Genomic DNA, 16,457 nt, shown 5'->3' with positions numbered 1-16,457 from the left:
TCGCCGTCATAAAAATGTCATGATTAATATATCTTTATGTTTTATTGGGGAAATATTTAGAATTCCAAAAAATGCAATTTACCGATATGCATAATGAATATGAACATCGATCAAATAATGCATTGGATAAATTTTGCGGGTGTGCAACAGAATGAAATCGAAGCGGTAAATCCGCCATTCATCGTTGCCTCACTTTGGCCTGGATTTATGGAGCAACGATACGACTAAGAGCAGGGAGCTGTCCGAGAGCAGCTAAGGGAAATAAGTTGAAAATAAAACATCTGACCATCGCCACCTCGGCGGCACTTTATGCCGCTGGAGTGTTGGCATCGGGGCAAGCTGCCCCTCACCCCTCCGGTGGTATCACGGTGGATCCCTTCAACCTTACGGCTGAGCAATACGCCGAGATTCAGGATCATCAGCAACGCTTGCAGAATCGCCCCGGGCTGACCAGTGGCCCCAACCAGCACATTGGCAATAACGCCAAGGTGCCCTTCGTTTACGAAGATGGGCTGACCGGTGAGCACACCTACATCATTCAACTGGATGAGCAGCCCCTGGCGACCTACCAGGGCGGCATCCCCGGCCTGAACGCCACGGCACCGGGCAGCGCGCCCTCCGTATTCGGTCAGAGCAGCAAGCTGAATATTCACAGCGGCGACAGCCGCAACTACCTGCAGTACCTGAGCAGCCGACAGGCTGAGGTGCACCGTGCCATCACCGGTACGCTGAGAACCCATCAGCCGGTCAAGCAGTCGTTCCAGTACGCCTTCAACGGCATGAGCATGAGCCTGACTCAACAGCAGGCAGCGCAGGTGGCCAGAATGGCGGGCGTACGCGCAGTGACCCGCTCCACCATTCTGGAGCTGCACACCGATGTGGGTCCGCAGCACATCGGCGCGGATAAGATCTGGAGCGGCGATGCCACCGCCGGCAGCGGATTTACCGGTAAAGGCGTCATCGTTGGCATTCTGGATACCGGCATCAATAGCTCGCACCCGTCATTCGCGGCGATGGGCGACGACGGTGTCGCGATTGAAAACCCCTGGGGCACCGGCAATTACGTCGGCGATTGCGCCGAAGCGGAGTTTGCCAGCCTGTGTAACGACAAGCTGATTGGGGTGCGTTCCTACTCCATCATCACCGACACCTATGGCGACCCGGCGTTCCGCAACCTGCACCCGCTGGCGCCCTGGGAGATGGTGCGCCCGGCCAATGGCGAAGACTACAACGGCCACGGCTCTCACACTGCCTCAACGGCGGCAGGCAACATCCTGTTTGATGTGCCTTACCAGATGTCCGAAGCGGGGTACGGCGAAACCATTACCGGCCGGGACACCGACCTGGTGTTCCCCCGGGTTTCCGGTGTTGCCCCCCACGCCAACCTCATCTCCTACCAGGTGTGCTGGGCCGGTGGTGGCGCGGCGCCCTATAGCGGTTGCCCGGAAGAGGTGACACTGATGGCCGTGGAGCATGCGATCCAGGACGGTGTGGATGTGATCAACTACTCCGTCGGTGGCGCGGAGCGTCTGCCCTGGGCCTCCCCCACCGAGCTGGCCTTCCTCGCCGCCCGGGAAGCGGGGATCTCTGTGGCCACCTCGGCCGGTAATGCCGGACACGCCTGGATGGATCATGTCTCTCCTTGGCTGACCTCCGTGGCTGCCACGACGCACGGTCGGGTGCTGGATGCGGGTGAGAAGCGCATCGAGAACTTCGAAGGCGGCGAGAGCAACCCCGCCAGTTGGGGCATGAGTGCCGCCAGTCTCACCGGCCCCTACACCGGCCCGGTGGTCTCCGCGGCCGATTATGGCGATGGCAACTGTGACAGCGAGTTCGCGGCGGGCACCTTTGCCGTACTGCCGGACGGTACGCCGCTGGCGGAAGCCCCCATCGTGGTGTGTGGCCGCAGCGACCAGCCCCGTATCGCCAAGTCCGACAACGTCAAAGCCGGCGGTGCTGGCGGGATGATTCTCTACAACACGCAACCGGACTGGGATTACGGCGACTCCCGTTATCAGAAGGTGAGTGACTACTACTCCCTGCCTTCCGCGCACATCGGCAACTATGACGGCGGCAAGATCCTCGACTGGCTGGCCACCGGCACCGGTCATCGTGCGTCACTGACCGACGGCTCGCTCTATACCGACGAGCGCCCGGCCGACCAGCTGGCGCTGTTCTCCTCGCGCGGTCCCAGCACCACCAACCCCAATGTGATGGCGCCGAGTGTTGCAGCACCGGGTGTGGACGTGTTTGCCGCTTACGCCAATGACCGCATCCTCACCCTGGAAGGGTTTGGCATGAACTGGTCGATGATCAGCGGCACCTCGATGGCATCGCCCCATGTTGCCGGTGCCATGGCACTGATCAAGGCCGTTCGCCCGGATTGGACGCCCGCCCAGATCCAGTCGGCACTGACCACCACTGCCTCCAAGGTGGCGGTCGAGGTGGATGACTACGGCAATACCGGTCCGGTGGGCTTTGATGACGCCGGTGCCGGGGTGATCAACGTCGATCTGGCGGTCAATGCCACCCTGATTCAGGATGAAACCGTGGCCAACTACCACGCCGCCAACCCGCTGAGTGGAGGGGATGTCCGTACTCTCAACACCCCCTATCTGGTGGATCGGGACTGCAAGGGCAGCTGCTCCTGGTTCCGGACCTTTACCGCCACCGAAAGCGGCAGCTGGAACGTTTCTGCCGAGGAGGTGGATTACGTCGGCGCGTCGCTGATGAACCTTGAGGTAACGCCGAGCCAGTTCTCACTGGAAGCGGGCCAAACCCAGCGGGTGATGGTGACCGCCACCCTGCCGGACGTGGATTTCCAGAGCGATTCGCCCATTGGCCCGGGCAACTCTGCCGGCGCCACCTTCTACGGCAAACTGGTGCTGGCGCCGGCTGACACTGCCAAGCCGGTACAGACCCTGCCGGTGATCGCCGCCTACGACCGTGCCGCGTTGCCGGTTATCGTTCAGGCCGATGTGGGCCGGGACCAGGGCAACCTGCTGACGCCGAGCGTGATTTTACCGCCCTCCGGCGCCATCGACGCCAATGTCTACGGCATGGTGGCGGGCGAAACCAAAGAGTACGCGCTGCGGATGAACACCCTGTGGCCCTGGGACATCGTCGATGCCCTGCCCAGTGAGGAGAGCCAGATCGGTTACCGCATGTTCACCGTACCGACCGGCACCAAGCGTCTGGTGGTGGAGATCGCCGAAGAGGACGACTGGGCTCGCTTTGGCAGCCGCATCGACCTCGGTAAAGATGTGAACGGCGACAGCCTGATCAACTGGGGCGAAGAGACGATCTGCGTCTCCGATTGGCGTCTGGCCGACTACTGCGCCATCAACAATCCCGAGCCAGGGGTGTACTGGTACATGGTCTCCAACGTGAAGTTTGGTACCGGCTGGTGGGACCCCTACGATGAAGCGCACCGTATCGTCACCAATGTGGTAATGATTGGTGATCAGGTCACTGACCGACTCACCCTCAGCGCCACCGACAGCGATGGTGTCAGCGCCCAGCAACTGCAGTTGAATTGGGATGTGGCAGGCGTTGGCGAAGGGGAAACGCTGCACGCGGTGGTGGAGCTGGGCACCGACAGCCTCAACCCCGGCGACATCGGTATGATGCCGGTACGTCTGCAGCGCGCTGAACAGGATGTCCAGTTCACCGCCAGCCACGATGGCGCCCGAGTGGGCGACGTGGTGGAGTTTGACGTGGTGCAGCAGGCCAACCTGTTTGGCAGCGAGCGCAACATCACCCTGAGCGTCGAACTGCCCAGTGGCCTCACCCTGATTGAGGAGAGCCTCCGGGGCAACGAGTTTGCCACCCCGCTGATTGGCGTGGATGGTAACCGCGTGGTCCTGCAGGGCACCCAGGTCTCCTCTAAGGATGCGCCGCGCACCTACGAGTACAGCACCAATCTGGATGACCCCATGTGTCGCCTGCCGTTCAGCAACTATCCGCAGTTTGTGGATCTGCCCGGCATCGGCGTGGGTCAGCTGCCGGCCTTCAGCAACGAGTGGGACCAGCTGTTCGAAATTCCGGACTTCGTGGGTGCGGACACCTACTTCCCCCACATCCCGCTGTACGGCGTCCAGGCCAAAGACACCACCAACATCGTCACCATTGAGGGGGACGGCCTGATGCGCTTTGACGCTCATGCGCTGTTGCACCTGCCGGGCTACTCCCTGGCCAGCGATGGGGCCCGTGACCTGATGGTGGCGCCTTACTGGCGGGCCAACGCGGTCTCCATCAATGAGTCCGGTGTTGATCTGGACACCTTCCAGCCCTACGAGTACGGCGTCTACGCCGCTTCCCTCAACGGCGGTGCCTATATGGCCACCCAGTGGAAGCGGATGTACCACGCGGAATCCAGTGGCGGGCCCTGGGGCGGACTGGTTGTCGATAAGGACACCCACTTCGACTTTATGACCCTGGCCTCCAGCAGCATCGATTTTACTCCGGGCGTGTATGAGCTGTTCTTCTCCTACGCCGAGATGGACAGCAACCTGGGTGAGCACACCGTCGGCCTTAAAGGGTACGAAGGGGTGCGGGGCTTCTGGTACCCGGTCAACGGTTATCACTATGACGATTACGCCATCAATGAGCCGGAGAAGCTGGGCAGCAACCTGCTGGTGTGTGCCAACTACCAGGGTCCGGAAAGCACCCGGGCGGTGGTCCGCTTTGCCGCACTGGTGACCCCGGAGGCGGTGGCCAGCAGCCTGCCGGTAACCCTTACCGCAGAGGCCGACGGTGGCAACACCGTAACCCGCACCCACAGCCTGGCGGTGGGTGGCAACATCACCGTGTTTGGCCTGGCCGATCAGGAGATGGAGGAGAACACCACGTTGTCCGGTCTGACCGTGGACTACGTACACAGCGGTAATCGCGCTGTGGCCCTTATGGTGGAAGGTGAGAACGTGAATGCTGAAATTGATGGCATGAGCTTCAGCCTGACACCAACCGAGCATTGGCACGGGACTTCCCTGGTCACCGTGACAGTGTACGACGCGGCCAACCCGCAGGACGCAGCCAGCACCCAGTTTGCGCTGACTGTGAACTCTGATGGTGTTGAACCGCCTCAAGAAGCACCCGGCGACAGTGGAAGCAGCAGCGGCAGTATGAGCTGGTTCCTTTTGATGCTGTTGCCATTTGCGTGGCGTCGTTACCGCGCATAACACTGACATAGCGCCCTTCGGGGCGCTATTTTTTTGCGGCTTTCCGTTGATGGCGTGCGCCCGGTGCACTGCGAACACCGGCGGCTATGCTGTAGGGGCGAAATTGGACAATGGGGGCGAATGATGGGCAATCCAGTAGGGTGGTTTGAGATCTATGTGTCGGACATTCAGCGGGGCGTGGCGTTTTACCAGGCCCTGTTTGATGTTGAGCTGTTTGAACTGAATCCCGGTGCCGATGGCGGGCCGGTGATGTGGGCGTTTCCCTGGCAGGACAATGCCCCGGGGGCACCGGGCGCGATATGCCAGATGGAGGGGGTGAGCCCCGGAGGCAACAGCACCATCGTCTACTTTGGCTGTGACGACTGCCAGATTCAGCAGGACAGGGTGGCGGGGGCCGGTGGCCAGGTGCTGCGGCCGAAGATGAGCATCGGCGAGTATGGTTTTATCACCATCGCGGCGGATCCCGACGGCAATATGATTGGCCTGCACTCGATGAAGTGAGGGGCCCTGAAAAGGGTGAGCCCCCGACAGTATCCCTGCTGCCGGGGGCTCGATTCGTTTTTATTTTTCGTAGGGCACAGTGGTGCCGCCGTAGCGGTCCGCTGTTAGTGGAACTCGATACCGTGTTCCAGGGATTTGAGGCGCGCCAGAGAGAGAATGGGCAGAGCGAGTTGCTCGGCGATGCCGCGGCCCTCCTGGAACGATTTTTCAATCACGATGCCCAGGCCAGCCAGTTCGGCACCGGCCTGTTCACAGACACTCTTCATGCCCAGCAGGGCCTGGCCGTGGGCCAGGAAGTCATCCACAAACAGCACCTTCTCACCGGCAGTGATGTGGCGCTTGTCGCAGGTGAGGGTGTACTGAGTGTTCTTGGTAAAGCTTTTCACCTCGGCGGTGTAAAGCTCGGCATTGTCGAGAATGCTGGCGGCTTTCTTACACACCACCAACGGCTTGTTCAGAGCCAGTGCGGTGAGGGTGCCGATGGCGATGCCACCGGCTTCAATGGTGACCACCTTATCGATGTTGGCATCACGGAACTGCTCGGCGATGGCGTTGGCACACCAGTTCAGCAACACCGCGTCCACCTGCTTGGTCAGGAAGGCGCTGGCGTCCAGAGCGGCGGCGCTCTTAACCACGCCCTGTTCCAAAATCCGCTGTTGTAATGGGTTCATCTTAGGTCTCACAAAGGTTGTGTCAGAGCATCACCAGGTAGGCGACGAAGATCAGCGACAGGGCGTAGATGATGGGGTGCACCTCACGCGCCTTGCCAGCCACCACCATGGCGAAGGCGTAGCTGATAAAGCCCATCGCCATACCGTTGGCCGGGGAGAAGCTCAGAATGGTGAACATGATAGTGAAGAAGGCGGCGATGCGAGACGCTTTGTGCTCCCACTGGATCTGGCCCAGGCGGCCCACCATATAGATGCCGACCACGATCATCGCCGGGGCCACGATGGCGGTGGAGAACAGCGAGAACACCGGGTACAGGAACAGCGACAGCAGGAACAGTACCGCCACCATCACCGCAGCCAGACCGGTTTTGGCACCCTGGGCGGACGCGATACCGGACTCGGAGAAGGAGGTGATGGAGGTGGTGCCCAGCACGGAACCGGCGATGGTGCCGCTGGCGTCAGCCACCAGGGCGGAACGGGCGTTTGGCACCTTGCCGTCTTTATTGATGATGCCGGCATCGCGGCCCACACCCACGATGGTGGAGAGGCCATCGAAGAAATCGACGATAAAGAACACCAGCACGATAAACAGCAGGTCAAACAGCTTGTCGGCGGTCAGGAATTCAAAGTTGAAGATCTGGCCGAAGCTCGGCTCCAGGCTCGGCGGCGCGGAAACCCACTGCTCCGGCAGCGGCGCAAACTGGGTACCCAGTACCGCATCGCACAGCAGGGTCAGCACGATGGAGGTGACAAAGGCGATAAAGGTGGCCAGTTTCACGTCCCGTACCATGCAGCCCAGCGCCACAAACAGGCTGATAAAGGCGATGGCCACCTGGGGCGAGCTGATGTCACCCAGGCCGACCAGTACCACCGGGTTGGCGACGATAATGCCCGCGTTTTTCAGGCCGAGGAAGGCGATAAACAGACCCAGCGACACGGTGATGGCGAGCTTCAGATCCTCCGGAATGGATTCGATCATCTGCTTGCGGATGCGGGTCATGGAGAAGATCAGGTAGACGATGCCGGACAGGAAGATGCCAAACAGGGCTTCGTGCCAGATCAGGGCAACGGAACCGGACAGCAGCATGCCTTTGAAAAAGCCATTCATGCTCATGCCGGGGGCCAGCATCACCGGGTAGTTGCCAAACAGGCCCATGATCAGGGTGGCGAAGGCGGAAGCCAGAGCGGTGGCGGTAAAGACCGCACCCTTGTCCATGCCCTCGATGCTGCCGAGGATGGCCGGGTTCACGGCCAGGATGTAGCTCATCGCCAGGAAGGTGACGAAACCCGCGTACAGTTCGGTACCGACGGTGGTGTTGCGCTGGCTGAGCTTAAAGGTCGAGTCCAGCAGGGTCGAGCTTCCCGCTCGATTGAGGATGGAGGTGATCGCCACAGAATTTGCCTTTCGGTTTTAATGTTTTCAGGGCAATTTACCGGCGGTATCACTGGAACCACCCGGCGCAGAGCGCCGGATGGGGGTTGGACTGTAGTCACAAGATTCGGTCTTGTGGTAGAGACTTCTGGACCAGATTTCCAGAGATATACAGCGCCATAAATTGTTGGGCGCGCATTCTACCTGTGGCGCAGCCCAACGCAAGCAGGAAAGAGAAAAATGGGCGCTAGGTTAGGTTTTTACCAACTGTCCGCTGGCCCGGTGGCGATCCCTGACCGACCACTGAAACTGTCGCTTCTCACTCTCATCCTGCCATTGAACCGCCCCTTTTCGCTTGCCTTTGCTGGTCAGTTGCAGCTGGCCGTGGTCATCCCACTCCAGATACCCCAGCCGGGCCAGCATCGCCAGCAAGGCACGGGGATGCAGTGACAATCGGGCGGCAAACTCTTCGGTGCTGAGGCGCTCAATAACCCGCGGATCGATGGCAGGGCGGGGCGCGGTGGTGGGGTCGGGTGTGCTGTCCGCTAACGACGTGCCGGATTGCGCGGTTTCCGTCGCCAGCGGCAGGGTTTTCAGCAGCGCCGCCTGCAGCGGTTCCTGCGGGTAGTGGCGCTGGGCCGGGAAGTGCAGCAGTGGCAGGCCGGTGGCCTCACAGGCGGTGGCAATCAGCGCATCGCGGGTACGCTGGCCCTTATGGTTTTGGTCCAGGGTGATGGCGGCCCGGATGGTCAGGCTTTTGGCGTCACACAGGACGAAGTCGAAGGTGGCGTCCTTCAGTTCGGCGTATTGGGCCAGCCAATGTTTGCGCTGCTGGCCGCGTCCCGGCGCCAGAACGTCAGACACCTTAACCCGGGCAAAGGGGCGCAAGGGCAGCGACAGGGTATCCAGCGCGCTCTGCAGCGCCGCCTGGAAGGTGCGCTCCTGATGGCTCAGGCCGGGGCCACGGTCGGTTTCGCGACGTTGTCGCCACCACAGGGCCAGCAGCAGTGCCAGTACCAATATCAACAGGATCAACAGATAACCGATCATTCCCATCGGACAACCACCACGACGTGACGGGGAATGGTAAAGATAGACCGGCATTAGGCGGTTGGCTTTTGCCAGCGTACACTGCGGCCCAGATAACCCTCATAAGGAGCAGAGCAGGATGGAGTTGAGTGCCATTGAACCGGGTCACTATCGACGTCGGGTTAACCAAATTTCACTGGGATTTGTTGCGGCACTGGCGTTGCTGTCCGTGGCCTTTGGCAGCCTGTTGATCGCCCTGTTTGGCCAGGGGCCGGTGGCCTCCGGTGAGAGTACCGGACATTTTCACCTTAACCTGATGGGGGTGGTGCTGGCGTTGGCGCTGTGTTCTGCGGTGCTGGCGGGATTAAAGGACAAGCCGTTTATGGCCGAGGTGATGCTGGTGTGGCAGACCAAGCAGCGCCACAACCGCATCTTCCGCAAGCTGGCGGCGATTCAGGCCGCGGCGGAACGAAAGGAGCCGGAGGCGCTCAGCATCCTGAGTTATTACCACGACAGTCGCATCCAGGTGTATCGGCTGGACAACAACACGCTGACCCTTTCCGAGGTGGTGCGTGAACAGGAGGCGTTGGCTGAGCGCTTGGCCCAGTGGCAGATCAGCCCGCCGCCCTTTGAGACGGCGATGCTGGATCGTTACTAAGCGCGATTAAGCGCCGGAGCTGGGTTTGGCCCCGTCGCCGTGCAGCGACTGGATCATGTCAAACAGACTGTCCCGTTCGTCGTCGCTCAGATGGCCGTGGGGCGTCACGGCCGGACCGGCGTTGTCGGGCAGAAGGGCGCCAAGTCGGGCCGGATCGATGCCGTTGCAGCCACAAACCAGCGGCAGATTGGCTTCGCGGCACAGCCGTCGCAAGACCGGATCGGTACTGAGGGTCACCGCCAGCAGCGGCTGATGGGTGTGGGCGTCGGTCAGCAGGAAATCCAGGGTGCGTTTGCGCGCCCGGTAGCGGTTGGGCAGCAGGGTCGCCAGATGCACCTTGCTGTGCAGCAGTACGGATTCTCCAGTCAGCGCGCGCAGTGTGCGCTCACATTGTTGTTCGGTTGGGCTCAGCAACGGTCGGGCCGGTTCCGAGGGGGTTGCACGTTGCCACCACCATAGGGCGGCGACCAGGATGGAAGCCAGAATCAGCCACTCCACTCGGGTTTCTCCGTGAATTAATCAACCCCACCACTCTACCTGTTGATCCCCCGCGAGAAAACCGTCAGCAGGGGGGTAAGGGCTTGATCCGCTTCACAGCCTCAGCGACCCGGCGGGCATTTTCTGTCCGGCGAGGCATTCTATGCCGCCAAAACCTGAAAAGCGCCCGGAGAGAGGATGCAGACGTTGTTTGGTTTTACTGCCCTATTGGGGTTCTGGTTGCTGGGGGAGGGGCTCAGTCACGCCTTTGACTGGCCGGTGCCGGGCTCGGTGATCGGCTTATTGATGCTGTTTGCGCTGCTGTGTGGCCTGGGGCGGGTGCCTGTCGCCATCGCCGAGGCCAGCGATGGCTTATTGCGTTACCTGGCCCTGCTATTTGTCCCGGCGGGGGTGGGTGTGATGGTGTACGGCGACCAGTTGCTGGCGGCCTGGTTGCCCACCACCATTGCGGTGCTGGCGGCGACGATGTTGACGCTGCTGGTCAGCGCCGGTGTGATGGCCGCGACCATGCGCCTGAAGCGAGGCCGGCAATGAGCGCCGTGGTTCTGTCTCATCCCGTGTTCTGCCTGATGCTGACCCTGCTGGTGTTCGCCTGTGGCCAGTGGCTGTTTGAACGCAGCGGCCGTCACCCACTGTTCAACCCCGTGGCGTTCGCCATTCTCACCCTGATCGCCCTGCTGGTGGCGTTGGACATCCCCTACAGCCGTTACTTTGCTGATACCCAGATGATCCACCTGCTGCTCGGCCCGGCGACCGTGGCACTGGCGGTACCACTGTACCGGCAGCGTGAGCACGTACTGCGGCTGTGGCTGCCGATTGGCCTGGCTATCCTGGCTTCGGTGCTGATCAGCTATTTCTCGGCAGTGCAGTTGGGGCGGATGCTGGCGATGCCCAGCGAAGTGGGGCAGTCACTGGCATTGAAGTCGGTGACGGTGCCGGTGGCGATGGGGATCAGTGACCGCATCGAGGCCGTGGTGTCCCTCACCATTGTGTTTGTGGTGATCACCGGCAACCTGGGCAGCATCATCGGCAGCGGCGTGTTGTCCCGGATCGGGGTGCGCGATCCAAAAGTGATGGGTTTGGCACTGGGGGCGACCGCTCATGGCCAGGGGGCAGCCCGGGCATTTCAGCTCCATCCGGAGTCCGGTGCCTTTGCCGGATTGGCAATGGCCCTCACCGCCATTGCTGCGTCATTGGTCATGCCATTGATCCATCAGTGGTTTTCCAGTTGAGAGGCGCGTCAAAATAGCCCCAAATTGCCCATAAGGGAATTCTTGAATTGCCACAAAAACACCCTGAAGAACAAACATTTGCGCGAGATGTGAGCTGGATGTAACCGGGTCGCAACATTGGTGCGACCTTTTGATCTCGCTCAAGTGATGGGCATTCATGCGAGCATTCATTCCAGTCCGGGTGACCGCCGTCACAGAATTGCATGGGTCAGACTGGAAGAATTCTTCCCGCCGATCCCCAGGTGTGGAGTTCCTGCCTGCCGATTGTGCCTCTTAAGGGACGATCTCGCTCCATTCCGATGTGCGGAACGGTAAACGAACATAAAATAAACACGCGAGTGACACTAAAGAGGACAAGGTTGTGACCCTCATTCAAACTCTGGCGACGCTGACGCCGGTGATCTCGGTGCTGGTGTTCCTGGTACTGATGCGGATGCCCGCATCCCGTGCCATGCCCATCTCCGCCGTACTGACCGGCCTGGTGGCTTTCTTCATCTGGGAGATGGAAGGCACCATGCTGATGGCCTCCGTTGTTGAAGGCTTCCTTTCTGCGCTAACCCCGCTTTCCATCATCTTCGGCGCGATTTTCCTGCTGAACACCCTGAAGAACTCCGGTGCCATGGATACCATCCGTGCCGGTTTCACCAACATCAGTGCTGACGCACGGGTGCAGGTGATCATCATCTGCTGGCTGTTCGGTTCCTTTATTGAGGGTTCTGCCGGCTTCGGTACGCCTGCTGCCATCGGTGCCCCGCTGCTGGTGCTGCTGGGTGTGCCGCCGATTGCGGCGGCGGTGGTTGCGCTGATTGCCGACTCCACTTCCGTGTCCTTCGGTGCCATCGGTCTGCCGGTACTGTTCGGTATGGAGCAGGGCCTGATGGAAGGTGGTGTGTCCATGGCTGCGGCTCAGATCGCTGAGCACGGCGGCAGCTTCGCTGACTACGCCCGCTTTATCGCCATGCACATGATCACCATCGACCTGGTGACCGGTACCCTGATCCCGCTGGTGCTGGTGGCGGTACTGACTGGCTTCTTCGGTCGCAACAAGTCCTTCGCCGAAGGTCTGGCGATCTGGAAGTTTGCCCTGTTCGCCGGTCTGGCATTCACCCTCCCGGCCTGGACCATCAACTACATCGCCGGCCCGGAGTTCCCGTCCGTTATCGGTGCGCTGATCGGCATGGCCATCGTGATCCCGGCCGCCAAGAAAGGCTTCCTGCTGCCGAGCGAAGCCTGGCACGATTTTGCTGACAACGAGCCGAAGTCTGACGACGCTCCGGTGGGTCAGCCTCAGTCTGTTGGCGCCGCTGCCACCAAGAATGAGATCTCCCAGATCGCTGCCTGGACCCCCTACCTGGTGATGGCGGCCCTGCTGGTGCTGTCCCGTACTGTGGCCCCGCTCAAATCCTTCCTGCTGAGCTTCAACATCGGCTGGACCGATCTGCTGGGCACCAACCTCAAGGCTGGCTTCCAGACCCTGTATGCGCCGGGCGCCTTCTTTGTGACCGTGTGTATCCTGGGTTACTTCATCTTCAAGATGAAACCGCACGCCTTTAAGCACAGCTTCACCAGCTCCTGTAAATCCATGGTACCCACCATCATCTCCCTCGGTGCTTCTGTACCGATGGTGAAGATCTTCCTGAACTCCGGCACCAACGCCGCGGGTCTGGAATCCATGCCGAACCAGCTGGCTGAACTGCTGGCAGGTTCCATGGGTGCCGTGTGGGCCTGGATGGCGCCGGTCGTGGGCATCTTCGGTGCCTTCCTGTCCGGTTCTGCCACCTTCTCCAACATGATGTTCTCCGGCCTGCAGTATGGCGTGGCGGACAACATCGGCATGAACCACGCGCTGGTACTGGCCCTGCAGGGCATCGGTGCCAACGCCGGTAACATGATGTGTGTAATGAACGTGGTAGCCGCGGCTACCGTTGTAGGCATGGCCGGACGTGAGTCTGAGATCATCCGCAAGACCCTGCCAGTGGCGCTGGGCTACGCGATGATTGCCGGTACCATCGCCTTTATGTGGGGCGGCCTCTGATAGGTCGGTAAGCCAACGACAGCCGGGCGTGATGCCCGGCTTTGTCGTCTTTTGTGAGCAAAAAACCAAAGGAAGATCACATGCTGCAATCCAACATCAGTGTGCTGGCCGACAAATTGGGCCAGATCCTTGACCAGGATCGCGTCTACACCGACAATCTGCGCCGCGTGGCGTGGGGGACTGACGCCTCTTTCTATCAGAAGCGCCCGCAAGTGGTGCTGCACCCGAAAACCGAATCCGAAGTGGCCGCGGCCTTGGCCGAGTGTTACCAGGCCAAAACCCCGGTGACTTTCCGTGCCGCCGGTACCGCTCTGTGTGGCCAGGCCCTGTCTGACTCCGTACTGATGGTGGCCGGTGCCCACTGGACCGACTACGAAGTACTGGAAGACGGCGCGCGCATCAAGCTGCAGCCGGGCGTGATTGGCGCCAAGGTGAACCAGGTGCTGGCCCCGCTGGGCTGGAAGTTTGGCCCTGACCCGGCCACCATCGCCTCTGCCATGGTGGGCGGCATCGTCGCCAACAACGCCTCCGGCATGAACTGTGGTACCCACCAGAACGCCTACCGCCTGATCGACTCTGCCCGCATCGTGCTGGCGGACGGTACGGTACTGGACACCGGCTGTGAGCAGAGCCGCGCCCAGTTTGCCATCAAGCACCCTGAAGTGCTGGAAGGTCTGGCCGAGATCCGCGACACCATCATGGCCGACGAAGCCCTGGTGGCACGCATCAAGCGCAAGTACTCCATTAAGAACGTAACCGGTTTCGGCATGAACTCCTTTGTCGAGTTCAGCGACCCGTTCGACATCATGCTGCACCTGATGGTGGGCTCGGAAGGTACCCTGGGTTTCCTCTCTGAGATCACTATGAAGAGCGTGCCGAAGGCCACCCACAGCGCCTCCGCCATGGTTTACTTCGACAGCCTCAAGGGCGCCTGTGAAGCGATCGTGGAGCTGCGCAAAGACGCGTTCGATGAAACCAACGCCGCTGAGCTGCTGGACAACTTCGCCCTCAAAGCGGTGGCCGCGTCCAAGTACCAGACTCCCGAGTTCCTGGCGGACATCCATAAGGATGTGACCGCCGTGCTGTTCGAAACCTTCGGCATGAGCCAGGAGGAGATCGACGCCAACATCGCCAAGATGGGCGCCATCATGGCCAAGCATGGCCTGTACCGTCCGGTTGAGTTCACTCAGGACACCGCCGAAATCACCAACATGTGGGCGATCCGTAAGGCGGTATTCCCGCTGGCGGGCTCCATGCGCCCGGCGGGCACCTCCTGCGTGATTGAAGACATCGCCTTCCCCATCGAAGTGCTGCCGCAAGCCACCCTGGACCTGCAGGCCCTGTCGTTTGAGCACGGCTACAACGATGCGGTGATCTACGGCCACGCGCTGGAAGGCAACTACCACGTTATCTTCTCCCAGAACTTCGGCACCCAGGAAGAGATCGACCGCTTCGACCGCTTTATGCAGGAGATGGTTGAGCTGGTGGCGGTGAAGTACGACGGCTCCCTGAAAGCCGAGCACGGTACCGGCTTCGGCATGGCCTCCTTCGTTGAGAAGGAGTGGGGCAGCGAGATCTACGGCCTGATGGCCCGGGTTAAGCAGGTGATGGACCCGGCCGGGATCCTCAACCCCGGCGTGATCATCAACGACGACCCGGATTGCCACGCCAAGGGCTTTAAGCCGCTGCCGACCATCCACGACATCGTCGACAAGTGCATCGAGTGTGGTTTCTGTGAAGCCCACTGTGTGGCCCACGGCCTGACCCTGTCGCCGCGTCAGCGTACCGCTGTGGCCCGGGTGATCAAAACCCTGGAAACCACCGGTGCCGAGCCGGAAGTGCTGGCCGACCTCAAGAAGCAGTACCCCTACTTCGCGCTGGACACCTGTGCCGCCGACGGCCTGTGCAAAATGGGCTGCCCGATGGGCATCGACACCGGCAAGTTCGTCAAAGCGATGCGTGCCGAGTACGCCAGCGAAGGCGACCGCAAGATCTCCAACTTCACCGCCGACAAGTTTGGTTCTCTGGAGTCCGTGGCCCGCTTCGCCCTGGGCGCCACTGACCTGACCCGCGCCGTGATTGGCGACGGTGCCATCACCGGCATCACCAAGGGTCTGCGTAAGACCGGCCTGCCGATCCCGCAGTGGTCCGAAGGGATGCCGAAGCGCGGCAAAGCCCTGCCGGAACTGAAAACCGTGGGTGATGTGAAAGCGGTCTACTTCCCGGCCTGTCTGAACCGCATGATGGGCACCTCGCCCAAGCATGAGGATCAGCGCTCCATTCCGGAAACCATCAAGGCGCTGTTTGAGAAAGCGGGTCTGGAGATGGTCAGCGGTCACAAGCCCAAGGGCCTGTGCTGCGGCCAGCCGTGGGAATCCTACGGTCATAACGAGCAGGCCGACCGCAAGTCTGACGAGCTGTCCGACTGGCTGATGCAGGTGTCCAACAACGGCGAATACCCGATCCTGGTGGAAACCACCGCCTGTCTGGAGCGGATGCGTCGTGCCTGTGACAAGCGCCTGAACCTGCTGGGTCCGGAAGAGTTTGCCATGCAGTTCCTGGTGGAGCGTCTCGACATCACCAAGATCGAAGAGAAGATCGCGGTGCACCCGACCTGTACCTGCCGCAAGCTGGGCATCGTCGGTGATCTGGTGGGCCTGGCCGAACTCTGTGCCACCGAAGTGGTGGTACCGGAGAAGGTGGGTTGCTGTGGCATGGCCGGTAACCGGGGCATGAACTACCCCGAGCTGAACGAGCACGGCCTGCGTCACCTCAAAGAGGAGACCAAGGACAAGGGCTGCACCAGCGGTTACTCCGTCTCTGCCACCTGTGAAGTGGGTTTGACCACCCACTCCGGCATTCCTTACAAAAACATCCTCACCCTGCTGGACAAAGCGTCCAAGCCGAAAGCCCGCCACTAAGGGCTGGCAACGGTGAGTAAGGGGCCCTCAGGGGCCCCTTTTTTGATCCGGTTCGAACGACATTATCGCCATGTTAACGACCGCATTGCCGAATTGGCCGGGACAATCTGACCCGATCCATCTCGACAATTCTTATCCTCCGATGTGTATCTTTTCGCCTTGTGTCGATAAAGGGTGATCGCCATCCCATAAATGGACAAAAAAACCACAGCGAATGTTAACGGCGGGTTAGCGATGGGGGTACGCAATTGCAACATTTGGGGCCGGATTGGTCTGACCAAGATAGTGAGAAGCGATCCGGAGGTGATCGAAAGGTTAATGTCGAGGTTGCGGGAAGGTTGCGGCGGGGCTATGCCCGAG

General features: G+C 60.7%; 11 protein-coding genes and 1 riboswitch. Of the genes, 7 read left to right on the top strand and 4 right to left on the bottom strand.

Annotated features, from left to right (window positions below; genetic code table 11):
* Nucleotides 1-266: 266 nt before the first annotated feature.
* Entirely contained in the window at nt 267-5,180 is a 4,914-nt protein-coding gene (locus FBAL_RS20740) for a S8 family peptidase (RefSeq protein WP_013346238.1), read from the top strand.
* Between the two features lie 120 nt (nt 5,181-5,300).
* Complete coding sequence (locus FBAL_RS14005; protein ID WP_013346237.1) at nt 5,301-5,681, top strand: VOC family protein; 381 nt, start codon at nt 5,301-5,303, stop codon at nt 5,679-5,681.
* A gap of 104 nt (nt 5,682-5,785) precedes the next feature.
* On the opposite strand, the gene FBAL_RS14000 is transcribed toward FBAL_RS14005, so the two are convergent.
* From FBAL_RS14000 to FBAL_RS13990, 3 genes are all read right to left on the bottom strand, one after another.
* Nucleotides 5,786-6,352: a xanthine phosphoribosyltransferase gene (locus tag FBAL_RS14000; RefSeq protein WP_013346236.1), complete on the bottom strand. Its 567-nt coding sequence runs from the start codon at nt 6,350-6,352 to the stop codon at nt 5,786-5,788.
* A 22-nt stretch (nt 6,353-6,374) separates the two neighbouring features.
* Nucleotides 6,375-7,745 (bottom strand): NCS2 family permease, encoded by a 1,371-nt coding sequence (locus FBAL_RS13995; protein ID WP_013346235.1) that lies wholly within the window; start codon nt 7,743-7,745, stop codon nt 6,375-6,377.
* Nucleotides 7,746-7,819: 74 nt separating this feature from the next.
* A riboswitch (purine riboswitch) is annotated at nt 7,820-7,919 on the bottom strand.
* Between the two features lie 57 nt (nt 7,920-7,976).
* Nucleotides 7,977-8,780: a DUF2726 domain-containing protein gene (locus FBAL_RS13990; RefSeq protein WP_171814274.1), complete on the bottom strand. Its 804-nt coding sequence runs from the start codon at nt 8,778-8,780 to the stop codon at nt 7,977-7,979.
* Between the two features lie 112 nt (nt 8,781-8,892).
* Here FBAL_RS13990 and FBAL_RS13985 point away from each other — a divergent pair, with 112 nt between their 5' ends.
* The gene (locus tag FBAL_RS13985; RefSeq protein WP_013346233.1) at nt 8,893-9,411 is read left to right on the top strand and encodes a DUF3087 family protein; all 519 of its coding nucleotides are present in this window, start codon (nt 8,893-8,895) and stop codon (nt 9,409-9,411) included.
* 6 nt (nt 9,412-9,417) lie between these two features.
* On the opposite strand, the gene FBAL_RS13980 is transcribed toward FBAL_RS13985, so the two are convergent.
* A complete protein-coding gene (locus FBAL_RS13980; protein WP_013346232.1) occupies nt 9,418-9,909 on the bottom strand; it encodes a PDDEXK family nuclease in 492 nt (163 codons plus the stop codon).
* Between the two features lie 177 nt (nt 9,910-10,086).
* Here FBAL_RS13980 and FBAL_RS13975 point away from each other — a divergent pair, with 177 nt between their 5' ends.
* From FBAL_RS13975 to FBAL_RS13960, 4 genes are all read left to right on the top strand, one after another.
* On the top strand, nt 10,087-10,443 hold the full coding sequence (locus FBAL_RS13975; RefSeq protein ID WP_013346231.1) for a CidA/LrgA family protein: 357 nt from the start codon (nt 10,087-10,089) through the stop codon (nt 10,441-10,443).
* Complete coding sequence (locus FBAL_RS13970) at nt 10,440-11,141, top strand: LrgB family protein (RefSeq protein WP_013346230.1); 702 nt, start codon at nt 10,440-10,442, stop codon at nt 11,139-11,141. Before FBAL_RS13975 ends, FBAL_RS13970 begins: the two co-directional genes overlap by 4 nt.
* A 361-nt stretch (nt 11,142-11,502) precedes the next feature.
* Entirely contained in the window at nt 11,503-13,176 is a 1,674-nt protein-coding gene (locus FBAL_RS13965) for an L-lactate permease (RefSeq protein WP_013346229.1), read from the top strand.
* Nucleotides 13,177-13,256: 80 nt separating this feature from the next.
* The gene (locus tag FBAL_RS13960; RefSeq protein WP_013346228.1) at nt 13,257-16,097 is read left to right on the top strand and encodes an FAD-binding and (Fe-S)-binding domain-containing protein; all 2,841 of its coding nucleotides are present in this window, start codon (nt 13,257-13,259) and stop codon (nt 16,095-16,097) included.
* Nucleotides 16,098-16,457 lie beyond the last annotated feature (360 nt).

The sequence above is a fragment of the Ferrimonas balearica DSM 9799 genome (genome assembly GCF_000148645.1).
In the GTDB taxonomy this organism is placed as follows: Bacteria; Pseudomonadota; Gammaproteobacteria; order Enterobacterales; family Shewanellaceae; genus Ferrimonas; species Ferrimonas balearica.
This window is presented reverse-complemented; position numbering and strand designations above follow the sequence as displayed.